This window comes from Heyndrickxia sp. FW510-T9, from assembly GCF_058781025.1.
This window is the reverse complement of sequence record NZ_JBYSWK010000072.1, coordinates 1-17,341: the sequence shown is the minus strand read 5'-3', so window position 1 is coordinate 17,341 and position 17,341 is coordinate 1. Positions and strand designations below refer to the sequence as shown.

The 17,341-nt window shown below is 36.4% G+C and carries 7 protein-coding genes; 5 read left to right on the top strand and 2 right to left on the bottom strand.

Translation table 11 applies throughout. The annotated features are described in order from the left end of the window. Positions 1-1,245: Ig-like domain-containing protein (locus AC3WJF_RS21610; protein ID WP_492455919.1), on the top strand; the 1,245-nt coding region annotated here is incomplete at its 5' end. Positions 1,246-1,979: 734 nt separating this feature from the next. Further along, positions 1,980-7,022 (top strand): S8 family serine peptidase, encoded by a 5,043-nt coding sequence (locus AC3WJF_RS21605; protein ID WP_492455918.1) that lies wholly within the window; start codon positions 1,980-1,982, stop codon positions 7,020-7,022. 323 nt (positions 7,023-7,345) lie between these two features. On the opposite strand, the gene AC3WJF_RS21600 is transcribed toward AC3WJF_RS21605, so the two are convergent. Next, positions 7,346-7,807, bottom strand: coding sequence for a hypothetical protein (locus AC3WJF_RS21600; protein WP_492455916.1), 462 nt, complete (start codon positions 7,805-7,807; stop codon positions 7,346-7,348). A 21-nt stretch (positions 7,808-7,828) separates the two neighbouring features. After that, complete coding sequence (locus AC3WJF_RS21595) at positions 7,829-8,299, bottom strand: hypothetical protein (protein ID WP_492455914.1); 471 nt, start codon at positions 8,297-8,299, stop codon at positions 7,829-7,831. A 589-nt stretch (positions 8,300-8,888) separates the two neighbouring features. Here AC3WJF_RS21595 and AC3WJF_RS21590 point away from each other — a divergent pair. The 3 genes from AC3WJF_RS21590 to AC3WJF_RS21580 all read left to right on the top strand — a co-directional run. After that, positions 8,889-11,945, top strand: coding sequence for a hybrid sensor histidine kinase/response regulator (locus AC3WJF_RS21590; protein WP_492455913.1), 3,057 nt, complete (start codon positions 8,889-8,891; stop codon positions 11,943-11,945). After that, positions 11,945-13,039: a response regulator gene (locus tag AC3WJF_RS21585; protein ID WP_492455911.1), complete on the top strand. Its 1,095-nt coding sequence runs from the start codon at positions 11,945-11,947 to the stop codon at positions 13,037-13,039. Before AC3WJF_RS21590 ends, AC3WJF_RS21585 begins: the two co-directional genes overlap by 1 nt. A 330-nt stretch (positions 13,040-13,369) precedes the next feature. Beyond that, the coding region (locus AC3WJF_RS21580) for an InlB B-repeat-containing protein (RefSeq protein WP_492455910.1) at positions 13,370-17,341 on the top strand (3,972 nt) is incomplete at its 3' end.

Genomic DNA, 17,341 nt, shown 5'->3' with positions numbered 1-17,341 from the left:
AATAAAGATGTAACGATTTCCTTTGATAAAGGAACTGCGACATTAAATGGTAATGCTATTACAAGTGGTACAGTAGTCAAGGCAGAAGGAACATATACATTAATCGTAACTTCTGAATCTGGTATTGGGACAACAGTGAAATTCACTATTGATAAAACAGCACCAGTAGTAAGCGGAGTTAAAAACAATACTTACTATAATAAAGATGTAACGATTACATTTGATAAAGGTACTGCGACATTAAATGGTAAAGCATTTACAAGTGGTACAGTAGTGAAAGCAGAAGGAACATATACATTAGTAGTAACTTCTGAGGCTGGTAATGTAACAACAGTGAAATTCACTATTGATAAAACAGCACCTGTAGTAAGTGGAGTGAAAAACAATGCTTACTATAGTAAAGATGTAACGATTAAATTTGATAAAGGTACTGCTACATTAAATGGTAAAGCATTTACAAGTGGTACAACCGTCAAAGCAGAAGGAACATATACATTAATCGTAACTTCTGAAGCTGGTAACAAAACAACGGTGAAATTTACTATTGATAAAACAGCACCGGCAGTAAGTGGAGTGAAAAACAATGCTTACTATAATAAAAATGTAACAGTTAAATTCAATAAAGGAACTGCGACATTAAATGGTAAAGCATTTACAAGTGGTACAGTAGTAAAAGCTGATGGAACATATACATTAGTCGTAACATCTAAAGCTGGTATTAAAACAACAGTGAAGTTTACTATTGATCAAAAAGCTCCAAAGGCACCAACAGTAAAACAAGTTTCAGATAAGTCTACAAAAGTAACAGGAAAAACAGAAGCAAATGCAGTAGTGAAGCTTTATATTGCTGGAAAGCTTAAACAAACTGTAACTGCCGACAAATCTGGAAACTATAGCTTTACAATTAAGAAACAAAAGGCTGGAACACAAATTAAGGTTACAGCAACTGATAAAGCTGGGAATGTGAGCAAAGCTACAACTGTTAAAGTAGTAGATAAAACAGCGCCTGCAAAACCTTCAGTAAATAAGGTAACATCTAAATCAACTTATGTTTCCGGAAAAGCTGAAAAAGGTGCAACTGTCTATGTTTACAATGGCAAAAAACTTCTTGGCAAAGGTACTGTAAACAGCAAAGGAGCTTATAAAATCAAGATAAAAGCTCAGAAAAAAGGTACAACCTTAAAAGTGTATGCAGTAGATAAAGCAAAAAATAAGAGTACAACAGCAAGCGTTAAAGTAAAATAAATATGAAACAGGGGGACGGTTCTTGCGTTCCCCTTTTTTTAGAAGCATGGGAAAATTCTCATGCTTCCTTTTAAGTGCATTGACTCAGTAAAGAAGTCAAATTCCCCCCCCCATTTTGTATACATAGATTTATATTGTTTTTAATCGCGAAAGGGAGTTTCCACTTACTTCCTCAATTTCTATTAGCTTTTTTGTGGGCAAGTGCTTTGATAGAAATGTTTTTTAGAAAATTAAACTAATCGGTCCGAAATAGAACTACTACATCCCCAAAACTAATAATTCTATTAGCCTCTTAAAAAGTTTAAAGGGAGGATCTGCTTTCGTATAAAAGTTTTCATACAAAATAATCTCCAACTAGTTCATTAATTAGTATTGTACATTTTCTCAACTACTCCGAAAAAAAATTCCCGAGCACAACATCCGTCATTTTACCTTGTGATTCCTATGCAAAATTTCCTATATAGGACAACCTTTCCATCAATGCTTGATATTGTTTGGTACTTTCTAATCAGCCGCCTTGTAAATTATCTAAAGATTAGTAAGGAAACTAGAAAAGAGAGGGACGTGGCGAAGAAATGTCGAAATATACAAAAAAGAAATAATTTTATTTTTTTTCGGTAAATTTATTGACAGTTAGTTTAAAAGAATATTAAAATTATGCTTGTATATTCTAACTATTCTGATAGATTGGGAAAGTTTATACAAAAAAAGAAAAATATGGGGGGAAGAATTTAATGGTACAAAGGAAAAAGAAAAAGAAACGCCAACTGGTATCCTTAGTGTTGGCAGGGGCTCTTGTTCTGTCAGGTTTCGGTTTTGCAGGTCCAACATCGGCAGCCTATAAGCCTGGTGACTTAGAGGCAAAAGTACGGCAATTAAAACAATTGGAGCAGCAGGAAACACTTTCAGCAGTACAGGATCTCCAATCAGTAAAAACCAAGGCAAATTTAAAGGCTACCGACAAGGTGCGTGTCATCGTTGAGGTAGAGGGCCAAACACCTGTAGAATATGCGACAAAACAAGGGAAATTATACAAACAATTATCAGAAAGTAAAAAGAATTCACTCGAATCTGATGTGTTAAGCCAACAAAAAACGGTAAAGAGTCAATTCCAGTCGAAAGGAATCAATATTAAGTACAAAGAACAGTTTTCCACTGTTTTCAATGGCTTTAGTGGAGAGGTTTTCTTTGGCGACATTGCAAAAATTGAATCTATTTCAGGAGTAAAAAATGTTTATATCGCCAATGAGTATAAACGTCCTGAAGCTGTACCGGAAGACGCGACGAGCCATAACTTTATACAGTCTCGCGAGACATGGCAAGAAACCGGATATAAAGGCGAGGGCATGGTTGTCTCGATTATTGACACAGGAATTGACCCAACGCACCGTGATTTTATATTGACAGACAAATCCAAAGAAGACTTATCCAAGGATAAAGTTGGCCAGCTGGTAAAGGATAACAATCTAAAAGGGAAATTCTATACGGATAAAGTGCCATACGGCTACAACTATTTTGATGAAAACGATACTATTATTGATATTGGTGCCACCGGCCAGCATGGCATGCACGTAGCCGGGATCGTAAGCGCGAACGGCGATGAAGCAAATGGAGGCGTTAAAGGGGTTGCACCTGAATCACAGGTATTGGCGATGAAGGTATTCAGTAACGATCCGAATTTTGGTTCGACTTGGTCAGATGTATATCTTGTTGCGATTGATGACTCAATCAAACTTGGTGCTGATGCATTAAATATGAGTCTTGGCGACGTTGCTTCCTTCTATGAAGAAGATGCTGCTGAAGACTTGGCGATCCAACGTGCGGTGGAAAATGGGGTAGTTTGTGCCGTAGCCGCAGGAAACTCCGGCCATATTGGCTATGGTTTGACAAATGGAACGCCACTTGCACAAAACCCGGACATTGGAACAGTTGGTGCACCGTCGGTTAATCCGGATGCCATCTCTGTGGCTGCATCCAACAATGGTACTCTATTATTCAAGCATTCGCTTACTCTTGAGGGTACGACTTCCTTTAAGAGCGATGGTTATGGTGCAGATGATTGGACGAAGCTAGTTGAAGCGAATGGCGGAAAGCTCGAGCTTGTAAGTCTTGGCGGAAAGCTTGGCTATCCAGAGGATTATAATGGTGTAGACGTAAAGGGCAAAGTAGTTGTTGTACCACGTGGAGATGTAACTTTCGTTGATAAAACGAAAAATGCCTATGACGCTGGGGCAGCAGGTATTATTGTATACAACAATGACTCAGCCATTCAAAATAATCTAGGAAACATGCAAATTCCGTTCATGATGATTGCAAAGACAGATGGAGCTGCTCTTGAAGCGGCGATTGCGGCAGGCAATAAAACTTTGAAGGTAACATCTGATGTAGTGCAAACTTCAACAGTCGGAAAAATTGCTACCTTTTCATCATGGGGAACAACTCCGTCTTTAGAGTTGAAGCCTGAAATTACCGCTCCGGGTGGAAGCATTAATTCTACCTTGAACGATAATAAATATGGTACAAAGAGTGGAACATCCATGGCGACACCGCATGTGGCCGGTGGTTCTGCTTTGGTGCAGGAATATCTTAAAAGCGACAAGCGGTTCAGTGGTCTTTCGGTAGCTGAGCACACAAAACTGGCGAAAATCTTGTTAATGAATACAGCGAAGGTCATCAATGATGTTAATGGCCATCCGTACTCTCCTCGCCTTGAAGGTGCGGGGATGATGCAGACCCTTTCCGCAGTTACAACGCCAGTCTACGTTGTCAACAAAGCCAATGGTGAAGCGAAAGTAGAATTAAAAGCCTTCCAAAAGAAACAGTTTGAAATGACATTTACAGCGAAAAGTATTTCCGATAAAGATGTCACGTATAAAGTCAACACTACCGTTTTAACTGATGCGTTCAAACAGCAGGCAAAAGCAGGTGCACCTGACCTGAATGCCTTGATGACGGGTGATTTGCAAGGGGCAAAAGTGGATGCGCCGGAAACCGTTACGGTTCCCGCTGGAAAGTCAGTTGACTTTACAGTAAAGGTAGATTTTACTGACGCTAAAATCCCTGGCTTCGATAAAGATGGCAAGAGCATCTCCTATGACTTAAAAGAAGATATTTTTGTAGAGGGTTCTGTAAATTTAACAGCTTCAGATAACAAGGCACCTAATTTAACAGTTCCGTATGTTGGCTTCTATGGAAAATGGGATCGCCCACAAATTATCGATGGCTTTAAATCGCTTGGAGAAACAAATTATTATGATTTAACGGCTATTAAAAAATTCGGCAAAGATGCGCAAAACATGCTAACGAATAATGGAAAGTTCCTCGCACCTGTTCCGGAAAAGAATTTTTATCCTTTGAATCCGAACAAACAAGGAGAACTTGATGAAATCGATGTATTTCCAACTTTCCTTCGCAATGCAAAAGAAGTGCAATTTAATATTTTGGACAAGGATGGTAACTTCCTTCGCCGCATGTCAGCAGAATCGGATGTCGCCAAAAGTGCTTATGATGGCGGTAATGGGGATGCTGCTTCCCTGAATCCGGATCGTACGTGGGACGGTAAGGTAAAGGGACAGGTTGTTAAGGATGGCTTGTATTATTACGAAATTAAGGCTGTGATCGACTATAAGGGCGCCCAGTGGCAATCTAAGAAAATACCAGTCTATGTGGACACAACCGCTCCAAAAGTAACAGCAATCTTTGATCCTGAAAAAGGTGCAGTTTCCTGGAGCACGGTAGAAGAAGGAACTGGCGTCAAACAATATGGCGTTTTCGTCGATGGTGTGCTTGCGACGACTGTGGATGGAAATACAAATTTCTATAAGTTTGCAACCGTTCCGAAAAAAGCCGTAGTAGAAATCGTGGCACAAGACTATGCAGCAAACTATGGTTCAGATACAGCGGCCATTGGCGATGTATCAATGCCTAAAATCTACCTTGATGATTTTACTCCTGAACCATATGCCGGATATAACACCCATGAAATTCCGCTTAAAGGCTACGTAACAGAGGATCTTGGTTTAAAATCGTTGAAAGTAAATGGCACAGTGGTTCCAACGACAAAAGATGCAAAAGGAAATTATGCTTTCCAAACATCCGTTAAGTTTGATCAAGATGGCCTAGTCAACATTATCGTTGAAGCAACCGACCATGCTAACAAGACATTTTCGATTGCTCGAAAGATCTTCCTTGATACGGAAAAACCAGTAATCAATGTAACAGCACCGGAAAGAGTGGACAAAAATGTTGACGAAGTTACTGTGACTGTCAACTTACAGGATAATTACAACTATTTGAAATTCTATGTAGATGAAAATCAAGAGTTTGAAACGCCATTTATAAGCCCAGTAGATTACTTGCAGCCACATAATAAGGATTACAAAATTACGCTTCCTTTAGTGGAAGGCGAAAACAAATTTGTTTTCCGCGCAGTTGACTATGCAGGTAACGAAACAACGAAAGAAGTGATCATCCAAAGTAAAGATGATCCAAAACCACCAGTAGTAAGCGGAGTTAAAGACAATGCTTACTATAATAAAGATGTAACAGTTACATTTGATAAAGGTACTGCTACATTAAATGGTGAAGCCTTCACAAGTGGTACAGTAGTCAAAGAAGAAGGAACATATACATTAATTGTAACTTCTGAAGATGGTATTGTGACAACAGTGCACTTTACTATTGACAAAACTGCACCAGTAGTAAGTGGAGTAAAAGACAATGCTTACTATAATAAAGATGTAACGATTTCCTTTGATAAAGGAACTGCGACATTAAATGGCAAAGACTTCACAAGTGGTACAGTAGTTAAAGCAGAAGGAACATATACATTAGTAGTAACTTCTGAAGCTGGTAATGTAACAACAGTGAAATTTACTATTGATAAAACAGCACCGGTAGTAAGTGGCGTGAAAAACAATGCTTACTATAATAAAGATGTATCGGTTACATTTGATAAAGGAACTGCGACATTAAATGGTAAAGCCTTTACAAGTGGTACAACCGTCAAAGAAGAAGGAAGCTATACATTAATCGTAACATCTGAAGCTGGTAACAAAACAACAGTGAAATTTACTATTGATAAAACGGCACCGGTAGTAGTAGGCGTGAAAAACAATGCTTACTATAATAAAGATGTAATGATTGCATTTGATAAAGGAACTGCTTCATTAAATGGTAAAGCTATTACTTTTGGTACAATAGTCAAAGCAGAAGGAAGCTATACATTAATCGTAACATCTGAAGCTGGTAACAAAACAACAGTGAAGTTTACTATTGATAAAACAGCTCCAAATGCACCAACCGTAAAAGAAGTTTCAGATAAATCTACAACAGTAACAGGAAAAGCAGAAGCAAATGCAGTAGTGAAGCTTTACATTGCTGGAAAGCTTACACAAACTGTAACTGCCGACAAATCTGGAAACTACAGCTTTACAATTAAGAAACAAAATGCTGGAACACAAATTAAAGTTACTGCAACTGATAAAGCTGGGAATGTGAGCAAAGCTACAACTGTTAAAGTAGTAGATAAAACACCACCGGCAAAACCTTCAGTAGATAAGGTAACATCTAAATCAACTTATGTATCCGGAAAAGCTGAAAAAGGTGCAACTGTCTACGTTTACAACGGCAAAAAACTACTTGGCAAAGGTACTGTAAACAGCAAAGGAGCTTATAAGATCAAAATAAAAGCTCAGAAAAAAGGTACAACCTTAACAGTATATGCAGTAGACAAAGCAAAAAATAAGAGTAAGACAGCAAGCGTTAAAGTAAAATAAATATGAAACAGGGGGACGGTTCTTGCGTTCCCCTTTTTTAGAAACAAGGGGAAAGTTCTCGTTCTTCCGTTTAACAGCATCTACTCAATTAAGATTAGGGTATTTTTTATAAGAGGAATTAAAAAAGGGAGCTATCGACATAACGATAGCTCCCTTCACTATAGATTAAAGATTATAAGGACAACTATTTTTCATTTAGAAACTTTTATAAAAAATCGTATTAGATTTAAATGCATTTTCTGTAAGTTACAGAAGTTAATTACCTGGGTAGTTTGTAAGGAGATCTTAATTCAAATCCCCCCTATAAATACAGTATTTTATATTCAAAATTGTTGCGCTTTCTTTTTTAACGGTATTAAAATGCTGAGTGATGTAACAACGATAATAAAAAGTGGATAAATTAAAAATGAAAATCCAAATAGTAATATATTGATAAGATCTTCCTCCTCTATTGTCTCAGATAAAAGATCTAGGTCGGGATACAACCCAGGAAAACAGATTCCTATTATTATTCCCAAAATGATCATAAAAGGAATCCAAAGGATAGAGGTCCATAGGGAGTGCATACTTTGCTTCAACCATTTATTTGTAATAATAGGAATGAAAATAATGCTTAATATCAGAACAATTGCTAAAAAAATAATCAAAATATTTGTGATAGTATTTTGCGACCAACCAGTAATCGTTTCAAGTTCATAAGGCGACATAATTAAGTAAATAAACCAATAATAAAAGAAACCATAAATTAGACTTACCGCACATAACTTCAAAAAAAATTTCATCATTTCCTCCATGTTTCTTAGAAATTATTTATAGTGTTCAAGTTGTACCGTTTTCTTTTTTAATTTTATTAAAATACTTAATGTTATTATTGCTAGATTGGATAATGTTAAGGTTATAAATATTAATATGGTAGAAACCCCATTCGCCTTGTAGCTATATTGTTCCATTACTTCTGATAAAGGATCTATTGCTTGATACAAACCTGGAAGAATGATTGGAATAACAAAATATAAAATAATAAAAAAAGGAAGCCATAAAATAGAAATCCAAAGTGAATGTAAACTTTCATGCAGCCATTTGTTTGTGATTATAGGCAGGAGTATGATACTAACGGCAATCACTGCCAATAGAAATATATCAGAAAAATAGCCATTCAAAACTGATATTCCAGTAACCTGTTCAAACTTATAAGGATATTTAGAACTATAAAAAATTACATAAAAAAATAAACTGTAAATAAAGCTAATTATGGATAATTTCGTCAAGTATTTCATCCACATCCCCCATATTAAAATATTTTTCTTTTTCAAATAATAATAATTCGATGATTAATAAATAATTCCTTTGTACTATAAAAATATATTTTGGGACCATTTCACTATTCTTCTCAATGACAGCATATATAAGTTCATAACCTTTCAATATTTCACTTATATCGAAATTATTATAATTAATTGAATATTGATTCATCACGAGTGAAGGAGTATTATTGAAAATAGATAGGTATTTTTTACTATTAATATATCGATTTAATTGTAGGTAATTTATACTATTTCGTATTCTAATGCATAGGGGATATGCTGATGCCAATGTACCATATGAAGGAAATTTGGACACCGCTAAAGTGGATTGGAATAAAATTATTCCGCTGCATGGATGACAGTCACTATTACATAAAACTTTTGAACAAACCTCGTAGACGAATATAGTGAGGAAAGGGAAACACAGGGACGGTTCTTGCGTTTTAAGGAAACGCGAGAACCGTCCCCGTGTTTCTATTGTAAAAAGCCAATGAATAGACGATAAATATATAGAAAAGCTTTGTATATTTGCACCGTTTGCAGAGAGGACTTCACTAAAAAAATGAACCGACTTATAAAGATTATTTTAGCGATTTTAATCATCCTAATACTTGTTGCCATCACTGCATTTTATAGTGACCATACTACAGATAGTCAACAAGCGAAAAGGGGAGTAATGGATCTCTCGAGTATCCAATTACAAGATCATCAGCCAATAGCATTAAATGGTGAATGGGAGTTTGTACCAGGGAAATTAGTAAGTAAAACATATTTTGATAAAAAAGATAAAAAATATTCTTATATAAGAGTACCTTCTTTATGGAATCAGCAAACTATTAATGGAAAAAATACACCTATTTACTCAAGTGGGACATACCATTTAGTCGTGAAGTTAAAAGATAAACATGGGATACTAGGAATCAAAACATCTAATATTCGCATGTCTAATTCTATTTATATAGATGGAAAGCAAATCGGAAGTAGTGGTGTTCCCAAAAATAATGGATCCTACACTGCTGGTAACACACCTTATATAAAATACTTATATGAAAAAAATAACAAGATTGATATTATTGTGCATGTTGCCAATTTCGACTATGCATCAGGTGGGGGGATTGTTGGTCCAATCTACCTTGGTTCTAGTGAACAAATGCAATGGTTCCGGGAAAAAGCCATTGCCTATGATTTAATCATGATTTCTGCTTTTTTCATCATCGGTATTTATTTTATTGGATTTTATTTTCGTCTGCGCCAAAACAAATCATTATTGTATTTTTCATTGTTTTGCTTTTTTATAGCTCTTTATTCAGCGACACACGGTGAAAAACTCTTAAGTGTATTATTTCCCTTTATGGGATATTCGATTTTTGAGAGATTGCAAGGAATATCTACAGATTTATTAGGAGTATTTTTCCTGAACTATTTTCACCATTCTTTAAACCAGTTTTCAAATAAAAAAGTCTTCAAAGCAATTTCCCTTTTTGGAGTTATTTTATGCATGTCTATGATTCTTCCGATTAAAGTTAATTCATTAAGCCAACCTGTCCATTCCATATTTTTGTTAATTGTATTTATTTATCTATTATGGATTCAGGTGAAGGCTGTATTGAACCGTACATTAGGTGGGACATACTTAATGGTTGGGTCGATTATTATGGTCATGTATTTTATTACAGGTACCTTGAATATCATGGGGAAGCTAAATATCAATTCATTACCGCCTTTTTTGCCATTTATTTATCTGTCTCTGTTATCGCTATATATGGCTCACCTCTTTGCTGATACTTTTCGGAAGAAGGAGGAAATGTCAAATATTCTTCTCGAAGCGGATCGATTCAAAGATGAATTTCTTGAAAAAACATCACATGAATTCCGGACGCCTCTTCATGCGATTATTGCTATCTTGCAATCATTGACAGGGAACCGTGCACCTGCGCTTTTGGAATCACAAACGGAAAAAGTAAATCTGGCTGTGGCTTCTGCAAAAAGATTATCCAATCTTGTAAATGATATTCTTGATTTATCATTGCTAAAGCGAGGGGAGTTAGCTGTAAATACGAAGGCAGTTGACCTTTATTCGGTGGTACATGTGTTGACAGAGGTATTTGCGTATATTGTCAGCAAGAACATTAAAATTGAGAACAGTATCCCTAAAAATCTTTCACATGTATACGCTGATGAAACTCGAATAAGGCAAATCTTATTTAACCTTGTTGATAATGCCATTAAATATACGGAACAAGGAGAGATTAAGATCCATGCTTATCGAAAAAATGACTTTGTATATGTTTCTATACATGATACAGGACCAGGAATATCGAAAAAGAACTTAGAGAAGATTTTTGTTTTATATAATAGGGGAGAAAACAACACACAAATGGGGGTAGGGTTAGGATTAAGTATTACGAAACAATTGGTAGAACTACAGGGTGGGAAAATTTGGGTAGAATCAGAAGTAGGAGTAGGCTCTACCTTTACCTTCAGTATTCCAATCGCATTGGAAGAAGATATATTACAAGAGATTCCAAGTGAAGGACAGGATGAACTTGTGGAAACTACTTCCCTTTTTACGAAATATCCATTCATAACCGGAATGAAAGAAGGGAAGAAAATCCTTATTGCAGATGATGATCATACGAATCTAGCAGTATTAATAGAGACGTTACTACCGGAGGGTTACTATGTAATTGCTGTAGATAAGGGACAAGATGTACTGGATCAGTTGAATGAACATCCTGATACTAGTATCGTTCTTCTAGATATTATGATGCCGGGACTACCGGGCTTTGAGGTTTGCCGACGTATTAGGAAGACATATTCGTTGACGGAATTACCGATCTTAATGCTAACTGCTGCTGTTTTACCGGAGGATATAGTTGCTGCTTTTCAATCTGGAGCGAATGATTTTATTCATAAGCCATTTGACTTAATGGAATTAAATGCAAGAGTAAGTAATTTAATTATGGTAAAAGAATCAGCCAGAGCTGCTACTGAAATGGAAGTTGCCTTTCTTCAGGCTCAAATTAAACCGCACTTCTTATATAATGTTCTTAATTCAATCTTATCTTTAAGCTATATCAATGTCGACGCAAGCCGCAAAATGATTACGGATTTTGCCGGGTTTCTAAGAAGAAGCTTTGATTTTAGTAATACGAATCAATTAATCTCACTAAAAAAGGAGCTTGCTCTAGTACATTCTTATGTAGAGATTGAGAAGGTTCGGTTTACGGATAAAATTCAATTTGAAGTAAAGCTATTGGAAAATATAGATTGCTTCGTTCCTCCTTTACTTTTACAGCCAATTATTGAAAATGCTATACATCATGGCTTAACGAAAAAAGTGGGGGGAGGCAAAGTTAGCTTAATCATCAGAAAAGAGGAGAACATGATGATTATTCAAATTGAAGACAATGGGGTCGGAATGTCGCAACATCAAATTACTCAAATTTTGTACGGTCAAGTGAAGAGTGACAGTGGAGTAGGAATTCAAAATATAATAAAACGACTTAAACAATTTCCGCATACTTCATTATCTATTAATAGTGAAATGAATCATGGAACAAAAGTGATTATTTCGCTCCCCTATTTTGATGCAAACGAAAAAAGGAGTCATGAATAATGTTAAGAGCTGTACTAGTAGATGATGAAGTTCTTGCGATTACTCTATTAGAAAACTTATTAAAAGAGTTCGATAGAGTTGAAGTGGTGGGGAAATTCACGAATGCAGTGGAAGCAATTCAGGCGGTTTCTATTCTTAGACCGGACGTTATATTTTTGGATATTGAAATGCCAACCATGAATGGATTGAAGCTAGCAGAACATTTAAAACGGCATCAAGAAATTGAGGTGGTGTTTGTAACAGCCTATGACCATTATGCACTTGAAGCATTTGATGTGTATGCTGCCGCCTATTTACTCAAACCAATTGCGAAAGATCGGTTGGAAAAAACAATCATGCAGCTGATGAGAAGGAACAATAACATCCTTTCTAGGATGGAGTCAGAAAAAAAAATAAAAGCACAATTGATGGGGGATTTTGTTTTAGTTGATCATCAAGGTCAACCAATTAAATGGCGTACGAAAAAAGTAAAGGAGCTTTGTGCATATTTACTCCACCACCGTGACCAGGTGCATCGGACAAAAGTAATTGATGACCTCTGGCAGGACGTACCGATTGAAAAGGCATTTTCACATTTACATTCAAGTATGTATCAATTGAGAAAAGAATTTAAAAGATGCGGATATCCAGATTCCATTATTTTTACGAATGAACGATATTCTCTAACACTCGATATTGACTGTGATGTATTTTATTTACAGAGAATGTTGGAGAGATCGATCGAAAATGAGGACCAATTAAAGCAAATGCTAGCTTTATATAAAAACAATTATTTAGAGTTTGAGGATTACTCATGGGCAGTAAACGAAAAGGAAAGTATAAAAAAACGTTTTTCACTACTTTTAGAAGAATGGATATGGAAGAAAGATTTTGGACAAGATGAAACCTTTGTACATAAACAAATACTTGAGAAATTAATAGAACTGGACCCCTTTGAAGAAAAATATTCGAGGGCATTAATGGAGTATCATATATTCAATGGAAATGACCGTAAAGCATTGGAAATGTATAAAAATTTGGAGCAACTTTTAAAGAATGAGCTTAACTTGAAACCAAGAGCGGAAACAAAAAAAATCATTCAGTACTTATTATAAGATTTGTCGAATCGACATGAGGTTAGGTAGAAACAGTGGTTTCAGCTAATCGCCATGTCTTTTTTTTATGTAAAAAATTTATTGTTGGTTTTTCTGCTTGAACAAGTGAAAATAGACCTTCAAATTTCAACAAGCCTTTATAAGGGACGAATAACGGAGCATTGAAAGCAGGTCAGCCAACATTTACATACCGGGTTTTGAGACATAGTTCATGTCCTTTTTTGTCGAAAATGTTCAGAATTTGTTCAGTCTGATAGTTTAGAATTTCATTAAAGATTCACAGTTTTATATGTTTAAAAGTATTAAAACTTATAGGAAAGGAATGAGAAAATGAAAAGTTTATTTCGCAGAATGAAATGGGTAACGATCGTTTGTATGGTCATTTACATATTTAATCCCATTGCTTCTATATTTACTTCGGTAAAGGCTTATGCGGCAGCATCAACACCACAGAGTGAAAATGTTGATAACGCACCAATTGAAAGTGCAGCTTTGGAAGGGACGCGTTCGTTAGGCGATCGGACATTTGGCATGGCCGGTGTTTTGGATGATCGGACTGTAAATGCCTCAGTTATTTCTTCTGCCAACGTTATTAAAAATCTGTCTATTTTGAATAGTTGGAAAGCGTATCAATCTAATAACATAACGGGCGGTTTATACGATGCGGCATTTGATGGAAACAAATGGCTTGCCATTTCGAGCTATGATAATGATTATGCAGGTGGAAATCTATATTCATTAAATAGTGATCATACATGGACTAAACAAGATATTCAGTTTAATCCAGGCTTAAATTCCATTAGAAGTTTTACAGGTTTATATTATTCAGGAGATAAGTGGGTCTTAACAGGGAACCAAAAAGCCATTGGGGGATATGATGCTTTTGTGGCGACATCACCTGATGGTCTTAATTGGAGTGTTAAAGCTCCTGTTATTATCCATAATAGTCATGGTCAAGGAAACTTTTTCTCTGCAGCTAGTCATGGAAATACATATGTAATAGTTGGTGGAGTAAATAGTCGTGTTGATGGAGAAATCTATACTTCAACAGATGGTGGAGTCACTTGGATTCAATCAAAAACAGATTCACTTACATGTTTTTTTAAGGTAATTTATGGTGGCGGTAAGTTTATTGCAATTGGATATAATGGAGCAATTTATACTTCTATTGATGGCATAAATTGGACAAAATCCAATTTCAATTACCAAGTAGATTTTTATAGTATTAGTTATGGAAACAATAAGTATATTGCTGTTTCCGCTGATGGAGTTATTGCAAAATCTGATGATGGCGTTAATTGGAGCATTTCCTCTTCCTTTATCCCATTGTATAGTATTGCATATGCCAATGGTGAGTTTGTGGCTGTTAGTGACGATGCATTTTATTCAACAGTAGATGGTAATAATTGGACGAGAGAGTACACAGATATACCAGGCATTCCAGGTGGAAACGAATATATTATCAATATTGCTTACGGCGGAGGAATTTTCTTGGCAGTAGGTATGGATGGTATAAGTGCTGTGAGGAATTCAACTATTATCGCTAGCGTGCCAACTATTATAACTTCACTACCATCAGTTATAACGAGTACAGGTGTGACGGTAGGAGGCAATGTAACTTCAGATGGAAATGCAGCGATTACTGAGAGAGGTATTGTATATTCAGCCAATATTAATCCTACGATCAATGATTCAAAAGTAACCGCAACGGGAACGACTGGTAGCTTTACAACAGAGCTAACGAGGTTGAATGCAAACACTGTTTATCACTATCGTGCCTATGCAACTAATTCGCAAGGGACAAGCTATGGAGTAGATCAAATTTTTGTAACACCTGCACCGAGCTCGCCTCTAGATATGTTCAATCAGGCTACAACGGTGGCTGAGATGCAAGCGGCAGTGGAAAAGTATCCAGAATATGCTTTTGACAACTCTCAATTGTCTGACGGTTTCTTTTCACATTTAAAAAATGATAAAGAATATGTGTATAAATACATGCTGGAGAATCGACCACTTGGTGGATTTCCTAATCGGACGTCAGTTGAGCATATTTGTAATGAAGGAATCAATGTAAGATCTTCATATATGCTTTTACATGAAGTGCGTGACACTTGGATATTTGAACTTGCTGTGATGTTCCCAGGTGGTTTTGATTTTGGAATAGACTTTTCGGTACTTGAAACTTTTGTCAATGATAGTGACTATACCGAAGTAGATGCAATTGCGCAGAAACTACTAGATCGCATACCGGAGGATGGATTTATTGGACCGGTAGATTTCCAGCAAGCTCTTGATGAATGTATTCAGGAATATTTAATGGAATCAGTTGCAAAGGATAAGCAAAATCTTGAGATTACGTTCGCTCCTGGTGACAATGCGAATCATGTAACGAAAAATATCAACTTGCCTACAAAAGGTGAGAATAGATCAAATATTAGTTGGACAAGCAGTAATCCCCAATCAGTGGCAAACAATGGAACAGTTATCGCCTCACAGGAAAACAAAGAGGTTACATTAACTGCCACTATTACAAGGGGTACACAAAGTTTGACGAAAGTGTTTACGGTTACGGTATCAGCTATGATTAAAAACCATTACACCGTATCGTTTAATACGAATCAAGGCAGCGATATCCCAAGCATTACTGTTGAAGAAGGCGGAACCGTTACAAAACCAGCGGATCCAGTAAAGGAAGGCTATACGTTTGCTGGCTGGTACACCGATATAACTTTCTTAACACCATATAATTTTGAGCAAGCAGTAACAACTAACTTGAATTTAGTAGCCAATTGGAAAATCAACAGATATACGGTAACTTTCGACTCCAATGGAGGAAGTGCAGTACCAAGCAGTACCGTAGATTACAATACAAAAATGGCAGCACCAGCAGCACCAACAAAAACAGGGTACAGTTTTGCAGGTTGGTACAAGGATAGCAGTTTGACCGAAGTATGGAGATTTAGTACTGACAAAGTAACGGCAGACACAACTCTCTATGCCAAATGGGAAATACTAAGCTATACTGTCCATTTTGATACAAATGGAGGCAATGTTGTCCCAGATGGAATTGTAAATTATAGTGAAAAAGCAATAAAACCAGCGGATCCAGTAAAGGAAGGCTATACGTTTGAAGGTTGGTACACAGATACGAATTTCTCAACACCATATAATTTCGATCAAGCAGTAACATCCAACTTGAATCTAGTAGCCAAATGGAAAATCAACAGCTACACCGTAACCTTCAACTCTAATGGAGGAAGTGCAGTACCAAGTAGTACAGTAGATTACAATACGAAAATGGCAGCACCAGCAGCGCCAACAAGAACAGGGTACAATTTCGCAGGTTGGTACAAGGATAGCGAATTGACTCAAGTGTGGAGATTTAGTACTGACAAAGTAACGGCAGACACAACTCTTTATGCTAAATGGGATATACAAAGCTATACTGTCCATTTTGATACAAATGGAGGCAATGTTGTCCAAGATGAAATTGTAAATTATCGTGAAAAAGCAATAAAACCAGCGGATCCAGTAAAGGAAGGCTATACGTTTGAAGGCTGGTATACAGATACAAATTCATTAACACCATATAATTTCGATCAAGAAGTAACAACCAACTTGAATTTAGTAGCTAAATGGAAAATCAACAGCTACACCGTATCTTTCAACTCCAATGGAGGAAGTGCAGTACCAAGCAGTACGGTAGATTACAATACGAAATTGGGAGCACCAGCAGAGCCAACAAAAACAGGGTACAGTTTTGCAGGTTGGTACAAGGATAGCGGATTGACTCAAGTATGGAAATTTAATACTGACAAAGTAACGGCAGATACAACTCTCTACGCTAAGTGGGTAATCAACAGCTATACGATAACCTTCGACTCCAATGGAGGAAGTGCAGTACCAAATCGTATAGCAGAATACAATACAAAAATAGAGGCGCCAGAAGTACCAACAAAATTAGGCTATACTTTTGCAGGCTGGTACATGGATAGTGCACTTACGGAAGCATGGGATTTTGCGACTGGCAAGGTAACAAATAACACAACCCTCTATGCCAAATGGGAAAAACAAAGCTATACTGTCCATTTTGATCCAAATGGTGGAAATAATGTCGCAGATCAAATTGTGAAGTATCAGGAAAAAGCAACAAAACCAGTAGATCCAGTAAAGGAAGGCTACACGTTCGAAGGCTGGTACACCGATATAAGTTTCTTAACAGCATATAATTTCGATCAAGCAGTAATAACCAACTTGAATTTAGTAGCCAAGTGGAAAATCAATAGCTATACGGTAACCTTC

Bases quoted from the DNA above. Each gene is read 5' to 3' on its own strand.
- AC3WJF_RS21590 (WP_492455913.1), top strand. From the start codon at position 8,889: ATGAACCGACTTATAAAGATTATTTTAGCGATTTTAATCATCCTAATA.
- AC3WJF_RS21585 (WP_492455911.1), top strand. From the start codon at position 11,945: ATGTTAAGAGCTGTACTAGTAGATGATGAAGTTCTTGCGATTACTCTA.
- AC3WJF_RS21605 (WP_492455918.1), top strand. From the start codon at position 1,980: ATGGTACAAAGGAAAAAGAAAAAGAAACGCCAACTGGTATCCTTAGTG.
- AC3WJF_RS21600 (WP_492455916.1), bottom strand. From the start codon at position 7,807: ATGATGAAATTTTTTTTGAAGTTATGTGCGGTAAGTCTAATTTATGGT.
- AC3WJF_RS21595 (WP_492455914.1), bottom strand. From the start codon at position 8,299: ATGAAATACTTGACGAAATTATCCATAATTAGCTTTATTTACAGTTTA.